Source organism: Pseudomonas sp. COW5 (assembly GCF_026240005.1).
Taxonomy (GTDB): domain Bacteria; phylum Pseudomonadota; class Gammaproteobacteria; order Pseudomonadales; family Pseudomonadaceae; genus Aquipseudomonas; species Aquipseudomonas kribbensis.
This window is the reverse complement of sequence record NZ_JAPHVP010000001.1, coordinates 2085154-2102912: the sequence shown is the minus strand read 5'-3', so window position 1 is coordinate 2102912 and position 17759 is coordinate 2085154. Positions and strand designations below refer to the sequence as shown.

Genomic DNA, 17759 nt, shown 5'->3' with positions numbered 1-17759 from the left:
GGCGCGAACCATGTCCCAATCGTCTATTGCGGCCGCTTCCTCGGCCAACGCCGCCCGCCGTGGCAGCGCCACTTCGCGCAGAGTTCTGATTGGCCTCGGCTGGCTGATTTTTTTCCTGTTTCTGCTGTTGCCGCTGTTCATCGTGGTGTCGCAGGGGTTGAAGAACGGCCTCGGCGCATTCTTCACCGCAATCTTTGAACCGGATGCCTTGTCGGCCCTGAAACTCACCGTGATCGCCGTGCTGATTTCGGTGCCGCTGAACCTGGTGTTCGGTGTCAGCGCCGCGTGGTGCGTGAGCAAATACTCGTTCCGTGGCAAGAGCATGCTGGTGACGTTGATCGACCTGCCGTTCTCGGTCTCGCCGGTGATCGCCGGTCTGGTCTACGTGTTGATGTTCGGCGCCCAGGGCCTGTTCGGGCCGTGGCTGCAGGATCACGACATCCAGATCGTCTTCGCCCTGCCGGGCATCGTGCTGGCGACGATCTTCGTCACCGTGCCGTTCGTGGCCCGTGAGCTGATCCCGCTGATGCAGGAACAAGGCACTCAGGAAGAGGAAGCCGCGCGCCTGCTCGGCGCCAACGGCTGGCAGATGTTCTGGCACGTGACCGTCCCCAACATCAAATGGGGCCTGATCTATGGCGTGGTGCTGTGTACCGCGCGGGCCATGGGTGAGTTCGGTGCGGTGTCGGTGGTTTCCGGGCACATTCGCGGGGTGACCAACACCTTGCCGCTGCACGTCGAGATCCTCTACAACGAATACAACCACGTGGCCGCGTTCGCCGTGGCGAGCCTGTTGCTGATCCTGGCGCTCTTCATCCTGCTGCTCAAGCAGTGGAGCGAAAACCGTATCAACCGCCTGCGCGCCAGCGCCGCGGAGGAATAATTCATGTCGATCGAAGTGCGTAACGTCAGCAAGAATTTCAATGCGTTCAAGGCGCTGGACAACATCAGCCTGGACATCCACAGCGGTGAGCTGGTGGCGCTGCTCGGCCCGTCCGGCTGCGGCAAGACCACCTTGCTGCGGATTATTGCCGGTCTGGAAACCCCGGATAACGGCAACATCGTGTTCCACGGCGAAGACGTGTCCGGCCATGACGTGCGGGATCGCAACGTCGGGTTCGTGTTTCAGCACTACGCCCTGTTCCGCCACATGACCGTGTTCGACAACGTCGCGTTCGGCCTGCGCATGAAGCCGAAAAACCAGCGCCCGAGCGAAAGCCAGATTGCGACCAAAGTTCACGAGCTGCTGAACATGGTGCAACTGGACTGGCTGTCGGATCGTTATCCGGAGCAATTGTCCGGCGGTCAGCGTCAGCGTATCGCCCTGGCTCGCGCCCTTGCGGTAGAGCCGAAAGTGCTGCTGCTCGACGAACCGTTCGGCGCCCTTGATGCCAAGGTGCGAAAAGAGCTGCGCCGCTGGCTGGCGCGCCTGCACGAAGACATCAACCTGACCTCGGTGTTCGTGACCCACGACCAGGAAGAGGCGATGGAAGTGGCCGACCGCATCGTGGTGATGAATAAGGGCGTGATCGAGCAGATCGGCTCACCGGGCGATGTTTACGAGAACCCGGCCAGCGATTTCGTCTATCACTTCCTCGGCGACTCGAACCGTCTGCATCTGGGGGATGACAACCACGTACTGTTCCGCCCGCACGAAGTGTCGCTGTCGCGACATGAGCTGGAGGATCACCACGCCGCTGAAGTGCGCGACATCCGTCCGCTGGGCGCGACCACGCGGGTGACGTTGAAGGTTGAAGGCCAGACTGACCTGATCGAGGCGGAAGTGGTGAAAGATCACGACAGCCTGACCGGGTTGGCCAAGGGTGAGACGTTGTTCTTCAAGCCGAAGGTCTGGCAGAAAGTCGCCAGCCTCTGAAAGCATCGCCCATTCCCACGCCGAGCGTGGGAACGGGCGAATCATCCTGTGGTTCAGGCAGCCGCACGATTCGGATTGACCCGCACCACACCCGCCCGCGCCTCGATCTGCTCTTTCAGTTCATGGCGCATCCCGAGCATGAACGCCAGTTCCGCCACCACAAACAACGGCCCGACAATCAGCCCGCTCAAGTCATCCACAAACGCCGGTTTGCGCCCCTCATAGTGGTGTCCGACAAACTGGATCGCCCAGCCAATCACAAACATCGTCAGGCCTGCGCTCAGCCAGACCAGAGTGCTCTGCTGCGCCAAAACATGTCCGGCCCAGACCGACAACCCCATCAACACGGTCATCAGAACCCCGAGCTTCAGTTCCAGACGCAGGTAAAACCACGCCGAAGCGAGGGCCGCAATAACCGCCGGGGAAATCCACAATCCGCCTACCGACCATTCCGGCCGCGACAACAGCACGGCCACTGCCACCACAATCAGCGGAATCCCGATAAAGTGGCTGGCGATGTTGCGCGGGTCACGGTGGTAAGCGGCGTATTGACTCAAATGATCGACGAGGCTTTTCATTGTTGTTCCTCCTGTAGGGTGATCGAATCATGCCCCGGGCAAACGGTTCGCTCTGTCAGGCAGGCGACAATCTTTAGGAGAACGCATGGATAAGGTCTGGCGCGAGCGCCTGCTGACCGGGCAATGGTTCAGTCATCTGCCTTCGTCCTTTCAGGATAGTCTGCTGGCGGCGGCGAAGGAGCGGCGGATGGCGGTGGGGCAGCGGCTGTTCCAGCGCGGTGATGCGCCGTGCGGGCTGTACGCGGTGCTCGACGGCGCGGTACGTATCGGCGCGGTCAGCGAGCAGGGCAAGGAGGCGTTGCTGAGCCTGGTGGAAGCGCCACACTGGTTCGGCGAAATCTGCCTGTTCGATGGCCAGCCCCGCACCCATGATGCCTACGCGGTCGGGCCTTGTACCCTGCTGAACATTCCTCAGGCCACTCTGCTGAAGCTGCTCGACGAACACCCTGTGTACTGGCGGCATCTGGCGTTGTTGATGAGCCACAAACTGCGCCTGACCTTCATCAATCTTGAACAGCTGAGCCTGCTGCCGGCCCCGGCGCGTCTGGCTCATCGCCTGCTGATGATCGCCGAAGGCTACGGCGAACTTGATCCGCCACGCCGGGTGCTGCAACTGCCCCAGGAACAGTTGGCGTCGATGCTGGCGCTGTCGCGGCAGACCACCAACCAGATCCTCAAGGAGCTGCAGGGGCAGGGGATTATCGGGTTGAGTTATGGCGAGATCGAAATCCTTGATGCCGTCCGATTGCGGGCTTTGGCAACGATCCGAAGCTCATAGTATGAAATAGGCTAGACTTGCTGGAATTGTATTAAATACGATGCATATATTAATAAGTGTGCCTTATGCACTGTAAACAATGCAGGTTCGTGCAATGGAACAAATCGGTGAATTGATCAGAAGCCTTCGAAAGGCGCAAAAACTTTCACAGCAGGCTTTGGCTCAACAATATGGCATGAGCCGCGCGACGATCTCGGGGATAGAAAACAATACGGTTTCTGAGATAGGTCTGCGTAAGGTCGAAGCGATCCTCAATGGTTTTGGTTACGAACTCACCGCAGTGCCCCGACAATCGCGACGCCCAACGCTGGAGACTTTGCAGCAGGTGAACTTCCATGACTGAGTCTCCAGACAGATTGCACATCTGTGTCGGTGGTCACGCGGTCGGAACACTCGGTCGCGGGCAGGCTCGATTGGATAGCGTCTTCAGTTACAGAGAAGATGCCAAAGCTGAAAACGCAGTATCTCTGACGATGCCGACCCGCCTGGAAAGCTATGGCTGGGAGCGTGGTATTCATCCGGTCTTCGAGATGAACCTGCCCGAAGGTGCACTGCGTGATGAGTTGGTCCGTCGCTTCAGCAAAGCGGTCCGCGGCTTTGACGATTTTGCCTTGTTGGCAATCGTCGGTCCGCACCAACTGGGTCGGTTGGCAATTGCCAGTGCACCGGAGATGGATCGCCCACCAGAAACATCACTGGCCGATTTACTGGTCCATGACGGTGCCCAAGGTCTGTTCGATGATCTGTTGCAAGCCTACGGTCAGTATTCCGGAGTGTCAGGCGTGCAACCCAAAGTATTGGTGCGCGATAGTGCCGCTGCCGTCGATCGCTTGACTCATCGGAGTTCTACACACTTGGTGAAAGCCTTCCGTGCTGATGAGTATCCGGAACTCGCGACCAACGAATTTTTCTGTATGTGTGCTGCGCAATACTGTGGTCTCGAGGTGCCGAAGTTTGAGCTCAGTGCTCATGGCAAATTTTTGGTAGTTGAGCGATTTGATTTGAGCGATACGGGCTATCTAGGTTTCGAGGATTTCTGTGTGCTCAACGGCTGGCCATCAAGAGCCAAGTACGACGGTTCGTACGAAGGTGCAGCTCGACAGATCAAGGCATTTGTATCACCAAAGCTGCTCGGTCAGGCGCTGGAAGCTTTTTTCAAGATTGTGGCGTTGTCAGCAGGATTGAAAAACGGCGACGCCCATCTGAAAAATTTCGGCGTGCTTTATGAAAATTGCGGCGAACAGTCCTCAATCAGGCTGGCACCGGCCTACGACATCATCACCACTTCGGTTTATATCAAGAACGACAGCATGGCGTTGCTGCTGGGCGGCTCGAAGGCTTGGCCAAAGTACAAAGTGCTGATGCGTTTCGGTCGTACAGCATGCAATTTGACGGAGGCCCGTTGTAATGAATTGCTGCAACAAGTTGCTCAAGGCATGCAGGCGGCGATGGTCGACATGTCAGAGTACATCCAACACCATCCCGAGTTTGGAGAGGTAGGTGTTGCAATGATCGAACAGTGGTCGTCAGGAATAGAGCGCAGCTTGCTAAAAGGTTGAAACTCAACGCAACTGATCACGAAACTGCCCCGGCGTCATCCCCGTCCAGCGCTTGAACGCGCGGCTGAAGCTGCTCGTATCAGCAAATCCCAGCAGATAACTCACCTCGCTCAGCGAGCATTGCGGATCACGCAGGTGCAGCAGCGCGAGGTTCTCGCGGCTTTCATTCAGCAGGGTGTCGAAGCGACAACCCTCGTCCGCCAGGTGACGTTGCAGGCTGCGCAGGCTCAGGTGCAGGGCCTGGGCGATGCGTTCGGCGCTGGGCTCGCCTTCGGGCAGTTGTTCTTCGATGGCGTCGCGCACCTTGCGCTCCCAGGTCAGGGGCTTGAGCTGGGCGAGGGTGCGTTTGAGCACGGCTTCGTTGTGCTCGGCCAGCTCCGGGTTGGCGTCGTCGAGGTGGCTGTCGAAGTCGGTGAGGGCGAATTCGATGCGGTCTTCTTCGGCTGAAAAATGCACCGGCGAGCGGAACACTTTGTGCCACTGGTGCTCATCGGCCGGTGCAGGCCGACGCAGATACACCGCCAGTGGCGCGTAGTCGCGGCCCAGGCGATTGCGGCAGGTGCGCACGTAGATTGCGGCGAAGGCGTCGATGGCTTCGAACGCCGGGGCCGGGTTGTCGGCCGGGATTTTCAGGCGAAACCGGTAGCGGTCTTCGGTGCGGGTCAGCTCCAACTCCAGTGCGTCGCTGACCACCTGGTGATAACGCACGATCCGTTCGAACACTTCCCGCAGGCTGCCGCTGGCCACCAACGCATAGCCCAACGCGTGAAACGTCGTGGGGCTGACGAACCGCGACACCCGCAAACCGATCGCCGGATCACCGCTGACCTGCACCGCGATTTCCCACAGGCGTGTCGTCGCGGACAACGGATAGCGCGCATTCGGGTCGTCCATCAATTGCGGATCGAGCCCGGCCTGCTGGCACAGGGCAGTGCTGTCCAGCCCCAGCGCGTCGAGTTGCTTGCGCAGGGCACGGGTCCAGCTGGCGAGAGAAGTCGGTTCCTTCATGCTGATTGGCGCTTCCGGTCAACAGGTTGGCGTTCTCGGCTACCGCGTCCGGACCCCGCGCGGGGCAGGATGCGAACATCAATAACCAGAGGATGGAAGCATGGACCGTACTTCTGCAAGTCCCCAGCGACACAATGCTGCCCAGCGATCAGCGCATATTCGCGAAGTGGTGCTGGCCAAAGGCGTCGAGCTGCGCGAGCGCTACCCGATTCTCAACCATCAGGATGCCCTCGGCGCGGCGATTCTGGCCTTTGCTCTGGCCGGGATGATCGGTTCGGCGGCGCTCTACATCACCGGGCACATGGCGTGGTGGGCGTGTCTGCTGCTCAATGCTTTCTTCGCTTCGCTGACCCACGAACTCGAGCACGACCTGATCCACAGCATGTATTTCCGCAAACAGCGCGTGCCGCACAACCTGATGATGGGGCTGGTGTGGCTGGCGCGGCCGAGCACCATCAACCCGTGGATCCGCCGCCATCTGCACCTCAATCATCACAAGGTTTCCGGTACTGAAACCGACATGGAAGAACGGGCGATCACCAACGGCGAGCCCTGGGGGGTTGCGCGGTTGCTGATGGTCGGTGACAACGTAATGTCGGCGTTCATCCGCATGCTCCGGGCCACGACCTGGGCGCACAAGTTCAGCATCATCAAGCGTTCGCTGAAGGTCTACGCGCCGCTGGCGCTGGTGCATTGGGGCGCGTGGTATGTGTTTCTTGGCTTCCACGCGGCCAACGGTATCGCTTACCTGATTGGCTCGCCGATTGAATGGTCAGCGACCATGTTGTCGGTGATGCAAGTGATCGATATTGCCGCCGTGGTGATCATCGGGCCGAATGTGTTGCGTACGTTTTGCCTGCACTTCATCAGCTCGAACATGCATTACTACGGCGATGTGGAGCCGGGCAATGTGTTGCAGCAGTGCCAGGTGCTGAATCCGTGGTGGCTGTGGCCGTTGCAGGCGTTCTGCTTCAACTTTGGCAGTAGCCACGGGATTCATCATTTTGTGGTGAAGGAGCCTTTCTACATTCGCCAGTTGACGGTGCCGGTGGCGCATAAGGTGATGCGGGAGATGGGGGTTCGGTTCAACGATTTCGGGACGTTTGGGCGGGCGAACAGGTTTGTTCGTAAGGAGAATGAAGGGTTGGCGGGTAAGGCAATTGAGGTGAACTGACTTTGCATGTTCGGCTGAAGAACCAGCCCTCACCCTAACCCTCTCCCGGAGGGAGAGGGGACTGATTGGGGGATATTTTAGAAGTACGTCGACCTGATCCTGATGTACCGAATCCATAATCGACTCGGTTTTCCAGGTCGACGTATAACGCAATACACCTCGGTCTGCTCCCTCTCCTGGGGGAGAGGGCTGGGCGGGCGGCGTTCCGATGAGGGGGCTCTTGATCTTGCCCCCTTAATCCGGCTGAAACGGCGACTCGCTGAGAATCACCCCGGTCTCCTCCACATACCGCTGCCAATGCTCGATCAGCGCATCTAGCTTTTGCGGCTGACTCGACGCCAGGTCATGAATCTCCCCCGGATCACTCCCCAGATCATAAAGCTGCCAGGTCGCCGGCCCCACCGGCCCGGGGATCCACACCGCCTTCCATTGCCCCTGCCGAATCGCCCGGCGCCCGAACAGCTCCCAGCCGGTGACGGTGTGCTCGTCATGCACCTGCGCCGTCTCGCCGGACAAGAAACCCAGCCACGATTTACCGCGCAACGCGGCCACCGGTTTACCGTGCCACTGCTTGCCGGGATGCCGCACCCCGGCCAGATCGAGAATGGTCGGCGTGATGTCCATCACTGTGCCGAAACCATGGCTGATCTGCCCTTTCAGCGGCAGCTGCGGATAGTGCAGCAGCGCCGGAACGCGAATCCCGCCTTCTGTAGTGAACGCCTTGAACAGGCGTGACGGCGCGGTCGCCACCTGCGCCCAGTTCGGCCCGTACCAGACGTAGGAATTGGCGCGGCCGATGTTGTCGAGGCTGTTGTCGTAATGCTGGCTCAGGTAGGTCACCAGCTCCGGGCCGAATTTCGGGAAGGCTTCCAGCAGCGCGCCTTCGGCACCGTTGTCGGACATGAACAGGATGAAGGTGTTGTCGAGCTGACCTTGCTGACGCAGGTAGTCGACGACGCGGCCGATGTTCCAGTCCATGCGCTCGACCATCGCGGCGTAGACCTCCATCGCACGGGCGGAAATCTGCTTCTGCTCATCGCTTAGTGCAGCCCATTGCGCGGTCAGCTGGATCAGTGGATGCGGTTCGACATCCGGCTCGATCAGCCCCAGCGATTTAAGTTTTTCCAGACGCTCAAGGCGCAGTACTTCCGGCCCCGCGTCGTAGCGGCCACGGTATTTTTCGACGATGTCGGCGGGCGCCTGCAGCGGCCAGTGCGGTGCGGAAAACGGCAGGTAGGCGAAGAACGGCCGGCTCTGGTCGCGCTCCTTGAGGTACTGCAGCAGCTTGTCGCCGAAAGCGTCGGAGGAATAGAAATCCTTGGGCAGTTCATCGATGAACGTGTCGTCCTCGATGTACAGCGCCGGGGTGGATTTCAGCAGACCGGGCGTGTGCTCATCGTAGGTCGGTTCGAATCCGTAGTGGTTCGCCGCGCCGGGCAGCAGCGAGAACGAACGCTCGAAGCCACGGGCGTGGGGCGCCAGTTCGGCGGTCAGGCCCAGGTGCCATTTGCCGCTCATCAAGGTCTGATAACCGGCCTCGCGCAGCAGCTCTGGCAACGCGACGACACGGTCGTTCAGATAGCCTTCGTAACCCGGTTTACCGATCAGCTCCGGGGTCAGGGTTTCGGCCATGGTGCCGATGCCGGCGATGTGGTGATCGGTGCCGGTGAGCAGCATCGAGCGGGTCGGCGAGCAGGTTGGTGCAGTGTGAAAGTCGGTCAGGCGCAGACCGTTGTTGGCCAGGGCATCGAGGTTCGGCGTGGTGATTTCGCCGCCGAAGGCACCGATGTCGGAGAAGCCGAGATCATCGGCCAGAATCACCAGAAAGTTGGGACGTTGCGGCATCAACAGGCTCCTGTTCAGCAGGCAATGAACGACAACGGCAGATCACGGATCTGTACCGGCACGCTCGGTTGGTAATGGTCGTCACTGGTCAATTCGTGCAGCAGCTCTTCGCGCAACTGGTGGAAGTCGAAACTGCTGCGCTGGCGTGGATGGGGCAGGGCGATGTCCACCACCTGTTTGATCCGGCCGGGACGCGGTTCCATCACCACCACGCGGTCGGCGAGGAAAATCGCTTCCTCGACATCGTGGGTGACCAGAATCGTGGTGATCTTTGCCCGCTCGCGAATCGCCAGCAGTTCGTCCTGCATCTGCTGGCGGGTCAGCGCGTCGAGGGCGCCGAAGGGTTCGTCGAGCAGCAGGATGCGTGGGCTCGCCACCAGTCCGCGAGCAATCGCCACACGCTGGGCCATGCCGCCGGAGAGTTGATGCGGGTAGGCGCGGGTGAAGTCGCGCAAGCCCACCAGTTCGATGAAATCGTTGATGCGTTGCTGCTTTTCAGCGGCGCTAAGCGGCTCGTTCACCAGGCCCAGGCCGATGTTGTCGGCCACCGTCAGCCACGGGAACAAACGGTGTTCCTGAAACACGATGCCGCGTTCGCCGCCGATGCCGCTGACGGCTTTGCCATCGACGCTGATCTGCCCGCGAAACTGGGTGTCGAGGCCCACCAGCAAGCGCAGCAAGGTGGACTTGCCGCAGCCGCTGGAGCCGACGATGGCGACGAATTCGCCCTCGGAGATGTCGAGGTTGAATTCGCGGATCGCCTCCAGTTCGAAGCCGTCGACGTCGAAGGATTTGCCTACGTGGTTGAAGCTGACAATCGGTGCGTTCATGCGTGTCTCCAGCGGGTGGCGCGGATTTCCAGGCGTTGGCCAATGAGGTTGAGCAGGGCGCCGGTGAGGCCGACCAGCAGCATCCCGGCCATGATCAGGTCCATGCGCAGCAGTTGTTGGGCGCCGATCATCTGGCTGCCGATGCCGCCGTTGGACGGCATGAAATATTCGGCGCCGATGGTGCCGAGCCAGGCATAGATCAGGCTCAATCTGAGGCCGGCGAAAATCCCCGGCGCAGCGCCCGGCAACACCAGTCGACGCAGGCGTTGAGCGAGGCTCAGGCGCAATACCTGCGCGGCTTCGTTGAGTTGCGGCGAAAGGTTGGCGACGCTGCGTTGGGTGGCGATGAACAGAGGGAAAAACGCGGCGAGGGCGACGAACACCCACTTCGCCAGTTCGCCCAGGCCGAACCACGCGGTGAGCAGCGGCACCCAGGCGAAAATCGCGATCTGCCGCAGGGCGGCGAGGGTCGGGCCGAACGCGCGTTCGCTGGTGCGCGAAAGACCCAGCAGCAAGCCCAGAACAAGACCGAGGCCGCCGCCAATCAACAGGCCGCCGAGTGTGCGGCCCAGGCTCAGGGCCATGCCGGAGATCAACGTGCCGTCGAGCAATCCGTTTTTCGTCGCCTCAAGCACCGCCAACGGGTTGACCAGAATATTGGCGTCGACCCACTGCTGATCGACCGCCAGTTGCCACAGCGCAAACAACCCCAACGGCAACAGCCACGGCTGCACGCGCTGCCAGCCTTCATAGCGCGGGCCGCGACGAATCTCCGCCGTGGCCGGGTGCGGCCAGTGCACCAGTTTTTTGTCCAGCAGGCCGATGCCGCGATCCATCGCCACGCCGATCAGGCCGATCACCACGATGCACACGAACACGATATCGAGCATGAACAGCTGTCGCGCCCAGACCATCAGGTAACCGATGCCCTCGCTGGAGGCCAGCAGCTCGACGGCGAGCAGCGAAGTCCAGCCAGCGGCCAGCGCCAGACGCACGCCGGCCATGAACGCGGGGAGGGCGGCGGGCAACACCAGTCGGCGAATCAACAGGCGTGGCGGCAAACGTAAAACAGCGGCGGCTTCGCGCAGTTTCGGTTGCGCATCGCGCACGCCGACCAGCGTGTGCAGGGTCACCGGCACCACGATGGCCTTGACCAGCACCACCAGTTTCAGCGTCTCGCCGATGCCGAAAAACACCATGAACAGCGGAATCCACGCCAGCGTCGGCACCTGGGCCAGGCCGGCGAAAGTCGGGAAGATCAGGCGTTCGAGACGACGGCTGAAGCCCAGCGCCGCACCGAGTACCGCGCCAGCGGCAACGCCCGCCAACAAGCCCCAGAACAAACGTTGCAGGCTGATCCACAGATGACTCCACAACTCGCCCTGGGACAGCTCGATTGCGCTGTTCCACACCAGCGATGGCGCCGGCAGGATCTGTTCGCTCATCCATTGATTGCGCGCCGCCAGCCACCACAGGGCGAACAGTCCGAGCGGCAATATCCAGGGTAAAACGCGATGACTCAGGCTTGGCCAGGTGCGCCGGTTTTTCAACGGCGGTGCGGCCAGTGGCAGGCTGAGCAGGGATTCACGGGCCATGGGTGACCTCCGTTGTCGGGTTGGATCGTGTCAGCGGAATTAGCGGTGAACTAATTGTTATAAGTAAATTAAAAAATAATCATTTTGGAGATAAGCAGCGCCATTTAAGGCCTCCAGCCCTGCACGCATCCAATGCATTCGAAGAATATTTTCGATGCTCTCCATGCATACCGGCCTGCATGTCCCGACTTTGCTGGCTTAGCTTGAAAAGCTATAAAAATGTGCTTTTTAAGTATTTAAGTGCTGATGCGGATTGCGCCTACTTTCGGCTCCTCAATGCCCGCCGTGATCAGGAGCCGCACCCATGAACCTTCCCTTCAAACGTGTCATCAGTCTGTTTGCCGCGCCGGCACTGGCGGGCCTGCTGGCGTTCTCTGCCCAGGCCGACGAGCTCAAGGAAATCAGGATTGCCGTGCCTGATCTGAGCGCGGGTACTCAACACAGCGGCGGGGGCATCGTGGACGTGCTGCGCGATCAGCAGATCTTCGAAAAGGCCTTCGCCGATCAGGGCATCAAGATTCAGTGGAGCTTCTTCAAGGGCGCCGGCCCGGTGATCAACGAGGCGTTCGCCAACGGCCAGGTGGATCTGGCTTATCTGGGGGATCTGGCGGCCATCATCGGCAAGTCAAACGGGCTGGATACACGGCTGCTGAGTGCCAGCGCCCGGGGTGTGAAGCAATATCTGGGCGTGGTGCCGGGTTCGGGGATCAAGACGTTACAGGACCTCAAAGGCAAGCGCGTGGCGATCTTCCGGGGCACCGCGACCCAGTTGTCATTCGATGCCGCGTTGGCCAGCGTGGGCCTGAGCGAGAAGGACGTGAAGGTGATCAACCTTGATTTCAACGCAGCGGTAGCGGCGCTGGCGGCGAAGCAGATCGATGCATCGTGGGGCAGCTCCGGGCTGACCGCCTTGCAGGCCAAAGGTCTGGCCGAGTTGCCTCTGAACACCAAGGATCTCGGTGGCGCCGGCAGTGTGCAGTCGGTTCTGGTGGGCACCGGCAAGTTTGTCGATGAACATCCGGAGGCCGTGGCGAAGCTGCTCAAGGCGCAGCAACAGGCGGTGGAGTGGCTGACCCAGGACGGCAACAAGGACGCTTACGTGCAGTTGGTTTCTGGGCTGGCGAGCTATCCGCCGGTGATCCTGACTCAGGATCTGAAGGATCAGAATCTGAGCGAAGTATTCCCGTCGACACTGGATCCGCTGTTCCTCGAAAATCTGCAGGGCAAGGTGGATCTGGCGGCGCAGCAGAAGCTGATCCGCAAACCGTTCAAGGTGAACGAGTGGGTGGCGCCTGAGCTGGCGGCTGCGAAGCTCTGAATTTTTAGCGTCAGAACAAATCTCATCGCCAGCAGGCTGGCTCCCACAATTGGAATGCATTTTCCTGTGGGAGCCAGCCTGCTGGCGATGACGACTTCAAACCGCGACGCTGATTTCCTGTTTATCCACCGCCACCAGCGTCTCGATCATCGCCCGCGCCGCCGGTGACAGCCGGAATCCCGTGCGGCTCACAATCCCGCACTGCGCATTCATGCTTTCCAGATTCTGCGGCAGGTTGCGCCAGTGCAGCAGCGCCAGTGAGCCCTGGGCGATGTCCTCGACAAACGCCTCTTCAGTGCCCACACCGATCGCGTTGGATTGCAGCACCACTTTCACCAGCGCGGGGAAATGCTCGGTCTCGATGGTCGGGGAAAAATCGATCCGCCCGCTGAGGTTCGCCAGCAGTTTGCGAATGCCCGGCGGGATCAGCGTGGTCGCCAGCGGGTAGTCGAACATATCGTTGGTCGACAAGCTTTCCTTGGCCAGCAGCGGATGCCCCGGCCGGCAGAAAAACACCCCGCGCTTGGGCGTCAGCGGCTGGGTCTGGAAGTTCGGGTCGGATTCGAAATGGCGGATGTCGGCGATGAAGAACTCGATCTCCTCGCGGCTCAAGGCGCGGCTGAGTTTTTCCCAGTTATCCACCTGAAAACAGGTGCGCACTTTCGGGTGCGCATTGATGAATTGCGCCACCGCATCCGGCACCAGTTTCACCGCCGGCGCCGGTCCGCAACCGAAGTGCAGTTCGCCGGCGTCGAGCTTGGTCATCTGCGTCACCTCGGCGCTGAGCAATGCCGCGCCCTGCACCAGCGTCAGGGCGTGTTGCAACACCACCTGGCCTTCGGGCGTCGGGCGCAGATCCTTGTTGCCGCGATCCACCAGCACACAGCCGAACTCCTGCTCCAGCCCTTGAATGCTGCGGCTGAACGCCGGTTGAGTGATGCCCATGGCGTCGGCCGCGCGGACAAAACTGCGGTGTTCGTTGAGGGCGATGAAGTAGCGCAACTGGCGAAGATCCATATGCTTTTCCGGCATCCTAAAAATAGCTCGAAGGCATTTGCGACGAGGTTGCTTGAGGTTTTAAATGCAAGCTCTTATTCCGTCAACGAAGCATGTGAATATCTATTAGATGTAAATGGAATATAGATAGAGCGTTGTTTCGCTGCCGTCCAACCGCAAGCAGTCGATGAGGGTCTACCCATGAGCAATGCCGCACTCGCTGTAAAACCCGCTGTCCACGCGCTGGACATTCATCCGGTGGCCGGCCGTATCGGTGCCGAAATCCGTGGCGTGCACCTGTCCGGTGAACTGGATGCCGCAACGGTTGAAGCCATTCAACAGGCGCTGGTCCAGTACAAGGTCGTGTTCTTTCGCGAGCAGACCCAGCTTGACGATCAACGTCAGGAAGCCTTCGCCCATCTGCTCGGCGAACCGGTGGCGCACCCGACCGTTCCGTCCCGCGAGGGCACCCGTTACCTGCTGGAACTGGACGGCGCCGAAGGGCAGCGCGCCAATTCCTGGCACACCGACGTGACCTTCGTCGATGCCTACCCAAAGGCCTCGATCCTGCGCTCGGTGGTGGCCCCGGCATTCGGCGGCGACACCCTCTGGGCGAACACCGCGACGGCGTACAACGAACTGCCGACCGAATTGCGTGAGCTGGCGGACAAACTGGTGGCCGTGCACAGCAACGAATACGACTACGCCGGGGCGAAGCCGGATGTGTCGGCGGAGAAGCTTGAGCGCTATCGCAAGATCTTTACCTCGACCGTCTACGAGACTGAACATCCGGTGGTCCGCGTACACCCGATCAGCGGCGAAAAAAGCTTGCTGCTGGGGCATTTCGTCAAACGCATCAAGGGTTACTCCCAGGCTGATTCGGCGCACCTGTTCGGCTTGTTGCAGAGTCATGTGATTCGTCAGGAAAACACCGTGCGCTGGCGCTGGAAGACCGGTGATGTGGCGATCTGGGATAACCGCTCGACGCAGCATTATGCGATTGATGATTACGGCACTCAGGATCGCGTGGTGCGTCGGGTGACGCTGAAAGGGGAGGTGCCGGTCGGGGCGAATGGGCAGCGTAGCCAGACCATCAAAGGGCGCGATTAAGATCAAAAGATCAAAAGCCCCTCACCCCCGCCCTCTCCCAGAGGGAGAGGGAGCTGAGAGGTGTGTTACGTCATACATCGACCTGTAAAAGCTGTGTCGATTGTGGATTCGGTAAAGCTCAAACAGGTCAGCGTAAATCACCAATATCCCGCGATCAGTCCCCTCTCCCCCCGGGAGAGGGTTAGGGTGAGGGAGCTCTTGCTCTTGCCTTCGCTCTACCAAACGCCAATCTGAACCATCTTCTCAGTCTCCGGCTCGCCATAACGAAACCGCTGCCCACGCAAATCAATCTCTTGATGACTGATGGTCGTGCGCCGTTTCAACCCGCGCACCCACTCGAACAGATAGCCCGCATGCTCCTCGCGCACCGCCGCATATGCCGGGTCCGCGCCCAGATCCTGCAGCTCCTGCGGATCATTTAACAGATCGAAAAGCTGCGGCCGAAAGCCGTCGTACGCCAGGTATTTCCAACGCTCGCTGCGCACCATGGTCATGCGGCAACGGTCGATCGGCTGGCCCAGTCGCTCCCGTGCCGGGGCCTGGAAGGCGTAGTCGTATTCGCTGATCGCATAGCGGCGCCATTCGGGATTCTCGCCGTGCAGCAGCGGAATCAGCGAGCGACCTTCAAGTCGATGTTCGGCGCCCGTCACACCCAGCGCTTCGAGAAAGGTCGGCACGCCGTCGATGGTTTCCGCCAGGCGCTCGTCCACCGTTCCCCTAGTGACATCCGCCGCCGCACGCGGGTCGCGCACGATCAACGGGACGCCCACCGCTTGCTCCAGCAAGAACTCCTTCTCTCCCAGCCAGTGATCGCCCAGAAAGTCGCCGTGATCGCTGGTGAGCACGATCAGCGTGTCATCCCAGCGTCCGTTGCTTTGCAGGAAATCGAACAGCCGCCCCAACTGATCATCGACCTGTTTGACCAGGCCCATGTACGTCGGGATCACGTTCAGTCGTACCGGGTCTTTGGAGAAGTTCAGGCTTTCCTCATGCTGGCGAAAGGCCTGATAGACCGGATGGTCGCTTGGAGAGGCATTACGTACCGGTTCGAGAATCGATTTCGTACTGTACAAAGTGTGGTACGGCGCCGGTACGATGTAGGGCCAGTGGGGTTTGATATAGGACAGGTGTAAAAACCACGGTTTTTCACCTTGCTCACCGATGAAGTCGATGGCTCGATTTGTAGTGTAGACAGTCTCTGAATGTTGCTCGGGAATTCGCGCCGGCAGATGGGCATGGCGCATTTTCCAGCCGCTGAGGATTTCGCCGTTGTCGCCTTCGGCGGCGTTGGCCCAGTCGTGCCAGGGGTTGCGCCCTTCGAAACCCTGCTCGCGCAGGTAATGGGTGTACGGCGCGGATTCGCGTTTTTCATCGAACAGCGGGTCGTCAGGGAAGATGCCGTCGTGGCGGAAGTACGGCTCGAAGCCGACTTCGTTCAGCACTTCGGCCTGGGCGCTTTCAGGGTTGATCGCCAACCGCTGCAACGCATCCACGTTGGCCGTGGCGTGGGTCTTGCCGACCAACGCAGTACGAATGCCGTGGGGCCGCAGGTAATCGCCGATGGTCAGTTCTTCCAGCGGCAGCGGTACGGCGTTCCACGCCACCTGATGGCTGCTGACATAACGCCCGGTGTAGGCCGACATCCGCGACGGCCCGCAGATCGTGCCCTGGGTGTAGGCGCGGTTGAAGCGCACGCCGGCGGCGGCCAGGCGATCAATGTTCGGGGTGTGCAAATGCGGGTGGCCGTAGCAGGACAGGTAATCGCGGCGCAGCTGATCGCACATGATGTACAGCACGTTGCGCACGGGGTTTTGCGGGTTGGGCATGGGGGTTCACCAGTCAGAAAGACAGGCGAGGTTTTTCGCTTTCGGCGAGGGTGTTCGGCAAGTGCATTCGGGGAATGTGTTTCATGCAAGAAATGCATCGGCGCCTGTACTGGCCTCTTCGCGAGCAAGCCCGCTCCCACAGGAGTACGCGTTCCAAATGTGGGAGCGGGCTTGCTCGCGAAGGCGGTGCGTCAGACAGCAAGATTGTCCAGTGAACACACTTCCTCATCCACTGCGTCAATCGCCTTGATCTGCTCGATCATCGCCTCGGCCAGCGGCGATAGCCGATACCCCGCGCGACTGACAATTCCGTAACGGGTGTAAAGCTCCTCGAGATCATCCGCCATCCCTTCGATCTTCAAGCACACCAGCTCACCACGGGCCTGGTGCAGCGCATCCGAATAGGCACCGACGATGCCGATCGCATCGGAGCGCAGCACCACGCCCAGCAGGCTGGCGCTATTTTCACACTCCACGTTCGGGACAAAATCCGGGCGGCCGCTGAGGTCGACGATGACCTTGCGCAGGTTCGGCGGACGAATGCTCACGGCCAGTGGATAACTCATCAATTGCTCGGCTGTGACCCGATCCGATGCGGCCAGCGGATGCCCGGCGCGACAGCAGAAATGCCATTTGCGCGGCCGCAACCGATGGGTCAGATAATCCGGATCTGCCTCGAAGTGCCGAGTGTCGGCGACGAAGAATTCGAATTCCTCGCTCAGCAATCTTTTGCTCAGGCTCTGCCAATCATCGACCTGGTAATGCACCCGTGCTTTCGGGTAGCGGCCGATGAAGCTGCCGATCGCTCGCGGGATCAATCCTGCCGCCGGTGCCGGGCCGCAACCGAAGCGCAGTTCTCCTGCCTCCAGCCCGTTGAACTGGGTGATCTCGTTGGCCATTTGTTGCGCACCGCTGACCAGCCGCCGCGCGTGCTCAAGCAGCACCTGACCCTGTTTGGTCGGCGGCAATTCCTTGCGGCCGCGATCCACCAACTGGCAACCGACGCTGTGTTCCAGCGCCTGAATGCTGCGGCTGAACGCCGACTGCGACAGGTTCACCGCCTGCGCGCCCGCGACGAAGCTGCGTTGTTCGGCGAGGGCGATGAAGTGTCTGAGCTGGCGCAAGTCGATATGCATTTTTCACATAAAAAATATCCGGGAAATGCATTGGATATGCATTAGGTCGACTCCTTATAAAGGCAATCTCTTATGCAGTAAATCTTTGTAAAAACATAAATAAATAACTCAAAAGAATATGCGGCACAGA

Annotated in this window: 16 protein-coding genes; 8 read left to right on the top strand and 8 right to left on the bottom strand. The window is 60.2% G+C overall.

What is annotated here, in order from left to right; genetic code table 11:
* The first annotated feature begins 10 nt into the window (after positions 1 to 10).
* Together cysW and OQ248_RS09525 are read left to right on the top strand one after the other, a co-directional pair.
* Positions 11 to 883, top strand: a complete 873-nt coding sequence (cysW, locus tag OQ248_RS09530) for a sulfate ABC transporter permease subunit CysW (RefSeq protein WP_085733385.1) — start codon at positions 11 to 13, stop codon at positions 881 to 883.
* A 3-nt stretch (positions 884 to 886) separates the two neighbouring features.
* Positions 887 to 1876, top strand: a complete 990-nt coding sequence (locus OQ248_RS09525; RefSeq protein WP_085733384.1) for a sulfate ABC transporter ATP-binding protein — start codon at positions 887 to 889, stop codon at positions 1874 to 1876.
* Between the two features lie 53 nt (positions 1877 to 1929).
* Here the strand turns inward: OQ248_RS09525 and OQ248_RS09520 are convergent, their stop codons facing one another.
* Positions 1930 to 2454, bottom strand: a complete 525-nt coding sequence (locus OQ248_RS09520) for an Mpo1-like protein (RefSeq protein ID WP_265812693.1) — start codon at positions 2452 to 2454, stop codon at positions 1930 to 1932.
* 85 nt (positions 2455 to 2539) lie between these two features.
* Here OQ248_RS09520 and OQ248_RS09515 point away from each other — a divergent pair, with 85 nt between their 5' ends.
* The 3 genes from OQ248_RS09515 (at position 2540) to OQ248_RS09505 (ending at position 4791) form a co-directional block, all read left to right on the top strand.
* Entirely contained in the window at positions 2540 to 3232 is a 693-nt protein-coding gene (locus OQ248_RS09515; protein ID WP_265812692.1) for a Crp/Fnr family transcriptional regulator, read from the top strand.
* A 94-nt stretch (positions 3233 to 3326) separates the two neighbouring features.
* Positions 3327 to 3575: a helix-turn-helix transcriptional regulator gene (locus OQ248_RS09510; protein ID WP_265812691.1), complete on the top strand. Its 249-nt coding sequence runs from the start codon at positions 3327 to 3329 to the stop codon at positions 3573 to 3575.
* On the top strand, positions 3568 to 4791 hold the full coding sequence (locus OQ248_RS09505; RefSeq protein WP_265812690.1) for a type II toxin-antitoxin system HipA family toxin: 1224 nt from the start codon (positions 3568 to 3570) through the stop codon (positions 4789 to 4791). The genes OQ248_RS09510 and OQ248_RS09505 overlap by 8 nt, the downstream gene beginning before the upstream one ends.
* 3 nt (positions 4792 to 4794) lie before the next feature.
* Here the strand turns inward: OQ248_RS09505 and OQ248_RS09500 are convergent, their stop codons facing one another.
* Positions 4795 to 5799, bottom strand: a complete 1005-nt coding sequence (locus OQ248_RS09500; RefSeq protein WP_265812689.1) for an AraC family transcriptional regulator — start codon at positions 5797 to 5799, stop codon at positions 4795 to 4797.
* 100 nt (positions 5800 to 5899) lie between these two features.
* Here OQ248_RS09500 and OQ248_RS09495 point away from each other — a divergent pair, with 100 nt between their 5' ends.
* On the top strand, positions 5900 to 6973 hold the full coding sequence (locus OQ248_RS09495) for a fatty acid desaturase (RefSeq protein ID WP_265812688.1): 1074 nt from the start codon (positions 5900 to 5902) through the stop codon (positions 6971 to 6973).
* Between the two features lie 234 nt (positions 6974 to 7207).
* On the opposite strand, the gene OQ248_RS09490 is transcribed toward OQ248_RS09495, so the two are convergent.
* The 3 genes from OQ248_RS09490 to OQ248_RS09480 are packed head-to-tail and all read right to left on the bottom strand — an operon-like array spanning position 7208 to position 11243.
* A complete protein-coding gene (locus OQ248_RS09490; protein ID WP_265812687.1) occupies positions 7208 to 8818 on the bottom strand; it encodes an arylsulfatase in 1611 nt (536 codons plus the stop codon).
* Positions 8819 to 8832: 14 nt separating this feature from the next.
* Positions 8833 to 9648, bottom strand: coding sequence for an ABC transporter ATP-binding protein (locus OQ248_RS09485; protein WP_265812686.1), 816 nt, complete (start codon positions 9646 to 9648; stop codon positions 8833 to 8835).
* Positions 9645 to 11243, bottom strand: a complete 1599-nt coding sequence (locus tag OQ248_RS09480) for an ABC transporter permease (protein WP_265812685.1) — start codon at positions 11241 to 11243, stop codon at positions 9645 to 9647. Before OQ248_RS09480 ends, OQ248_RS09485 begins: the two co-directional genes overlap by 4 nt.
* A gap of 304 nt (positions 11244 to 11547) precedes the next feature.
* Between OQ248_RS09480 and OQ248_RS09475 the strand changes: the two genes are divergently transcribed.
* Entirely contained in the window at positions 11548 to 12561 is a 1014-nt protein-coding gene (locus tag OQ248_RS09475) for an ABC transporter substrate-binding protein (RefSeq protein ID WP_265812684.1), read from the top strand.
* Between the two features lie 96 nt (positions 12562 to 12657).
* Here the strand turns inward: OQ248_RS09475 and OQ248_RS09470 are convergent, their stop codons facing one another.
* On the bottom strand, positions 12658 to 13578 hold the full coding sequence (locus OQ248_RS09470) for a LysR family transcriptional regulator (RefSeq protein WP_265812683.1): 921 nt from the start codon (positions 13576 to 13578) through the stop codon (positions 12658 to 12660).
* A gap of 180 nt (positions 13579 to 13758) precedes the next feature.
* Here OQ248_RS09470 and OQ248_RS09465 point away from each other — a divergent pair, with 180 nt between their 5' ends.
* Positions 13759 to 14667 carry a TauD/TfdA family dioxygenase gene (locus tag OQ248_RS09465; protein WP_265812682.1) on the top strand — a complete coding sequence of 303 codons (909 nt, stop codon included), beginning with the start codon at positions 13759 to 13761 and terminating at the stop codon, positions 14665 to 14667.
* A 215-nt stretch (positions 14668 to 14882) separates the two neighbouring features.
* Here OQ248_RS09465 and OQ248_RS09460 read toward each other — a convergent pair whose 3' ends face one another.
* Entirely contained in the window at positions 14883 to 16493 is a 1611-nt protein-coding gene (locus tag OQ248_RS09460) for an alkaline phosphatase family protein (protein WP_265812681.1), read from the bottom strand.
* Positions 16494 to 16684: 191 nt separating this feature from the next.
* The gene (locus OQ248_RS09455) at positions 16685 to 17629 is read right to left on the bottom strand and encodes a LysR family transcriptional regulator (RefSeq protein WP_265812680.1); all 945 of its coding nucleotides are present in this window, start codon (positions 17627 to 17629) and stop codon (positions 16685 to 16687) included.
* Positions 17630 to 17759 lie beyond the last annotated feature (130 nt).

Coding starts and splice junctions, on each gene's coding strand:
- OQ248_RS09460 (WP_265812681.1), bottom strand. CDS start 16,493: ATGCCCAACCCGCAAAACCCCGTGCGCAACGTGCTGTACATCATGTGC.
- OQ248_RS09500 (WP_265812689.1), bottom strand. CDS start 5,799: ATGAAGGAACCGACTTCTCTCGCCAGCTGGACCCGTGCCCTGCGCAAG.
- OQ248_RS09480 (WP_265812685.1), bottom strand. CDS start 11,243: ATGGCCCGTGAATCCCTGCTCAGCCTGCCACTGGCCGCACCGCCGTTG.
- OQ248_RS09465 (WP_265812682.1), top strand. CDS start 13,759: ATGAGCAATGCCGCACTCGCTGTAAAACCCGCTGTCCACGCGCTGGAC.
- OQ248_RS09490 (WP_265812687.1), bottom strand. CDS start 8,818: ATGCCGCAACGTCCCAACTTTCTGGTGATTCTGGCCGATGATCTCGGC.
- OQ248_RS09505 (WP_265812690.1), top strand. CDS start 3,568: ATGACTGAGTCTCCAGACAGATTGCACATCTGTGTCGGTGGTCACGCG.
- OQ248_RS09475 (WP_265812684.1), top strand. CDS start 11,548: ATGAACCTTCCCTTCAAACGTGTCATCAGTCTGTTTGCCGCGCCGGCA.
- OQ248_RS09485 (WP_265812686.1), bottom strand. CDS start 9,648: ATGAACGCACCGATTGTCAGCTTCAACCACGTAGGCAAATCCTTCGAC.
- OQ248_RS09510 (WP_265812691.1), top strand. CDS start 3,327: ATGGAACAAATCGGTGAATTGATCAGAAGCCTTCGAAAGGCGCAAAAA.
- OQ248_RS09455 (WP_265812680.1), bottom strand. CDS start 17,629: ATGCATATCGACTTGCGCCAGCTCAGACACTTCATCGCCCTCGCCGAA.
- OQ248_RS09525 (WP_085733384.1), top strand. CDS start 887: ATGTCGATCGAAGTGCGTAACGTCAGCAAGAATTTCAATGCGTTCAAG.
- cysW (WP_085733385.1), top strand. CDS start 11: ATGTCCCAATCGTCTATTGCGGCCGCTTCCTCGGCCAACGCCGCCCGC.
- OQ248_RS09495 (WP_265812688.1), top strand. CDS start 5,900: ATGGACCGTACTTCTGCAAGTCCCCAGCGACACAATGCTGCCCAGCGA.
- OQ248_RS09470 (WP_265812683.1), bottom strand. CDS start 13,578: ATGGATCTTCGCCAGTTGCGCTACTTCATCGCCCTCAACGAACACCGC.
- OQ248_RS09520 (WP_265812693.1), bottom strand. CDS start 2,454: ATGAAAAGCCTCGTCGATCATTTGAGTCAATACGCCGCTTACCACCGT.
- OQ248_RS09515 (WP_265812692.1), top strand. CDS start 2,540: ATGGATAAGGTCTGGCGCGAGCGCCTGCTGACCGGGCAATGGTTCAGT.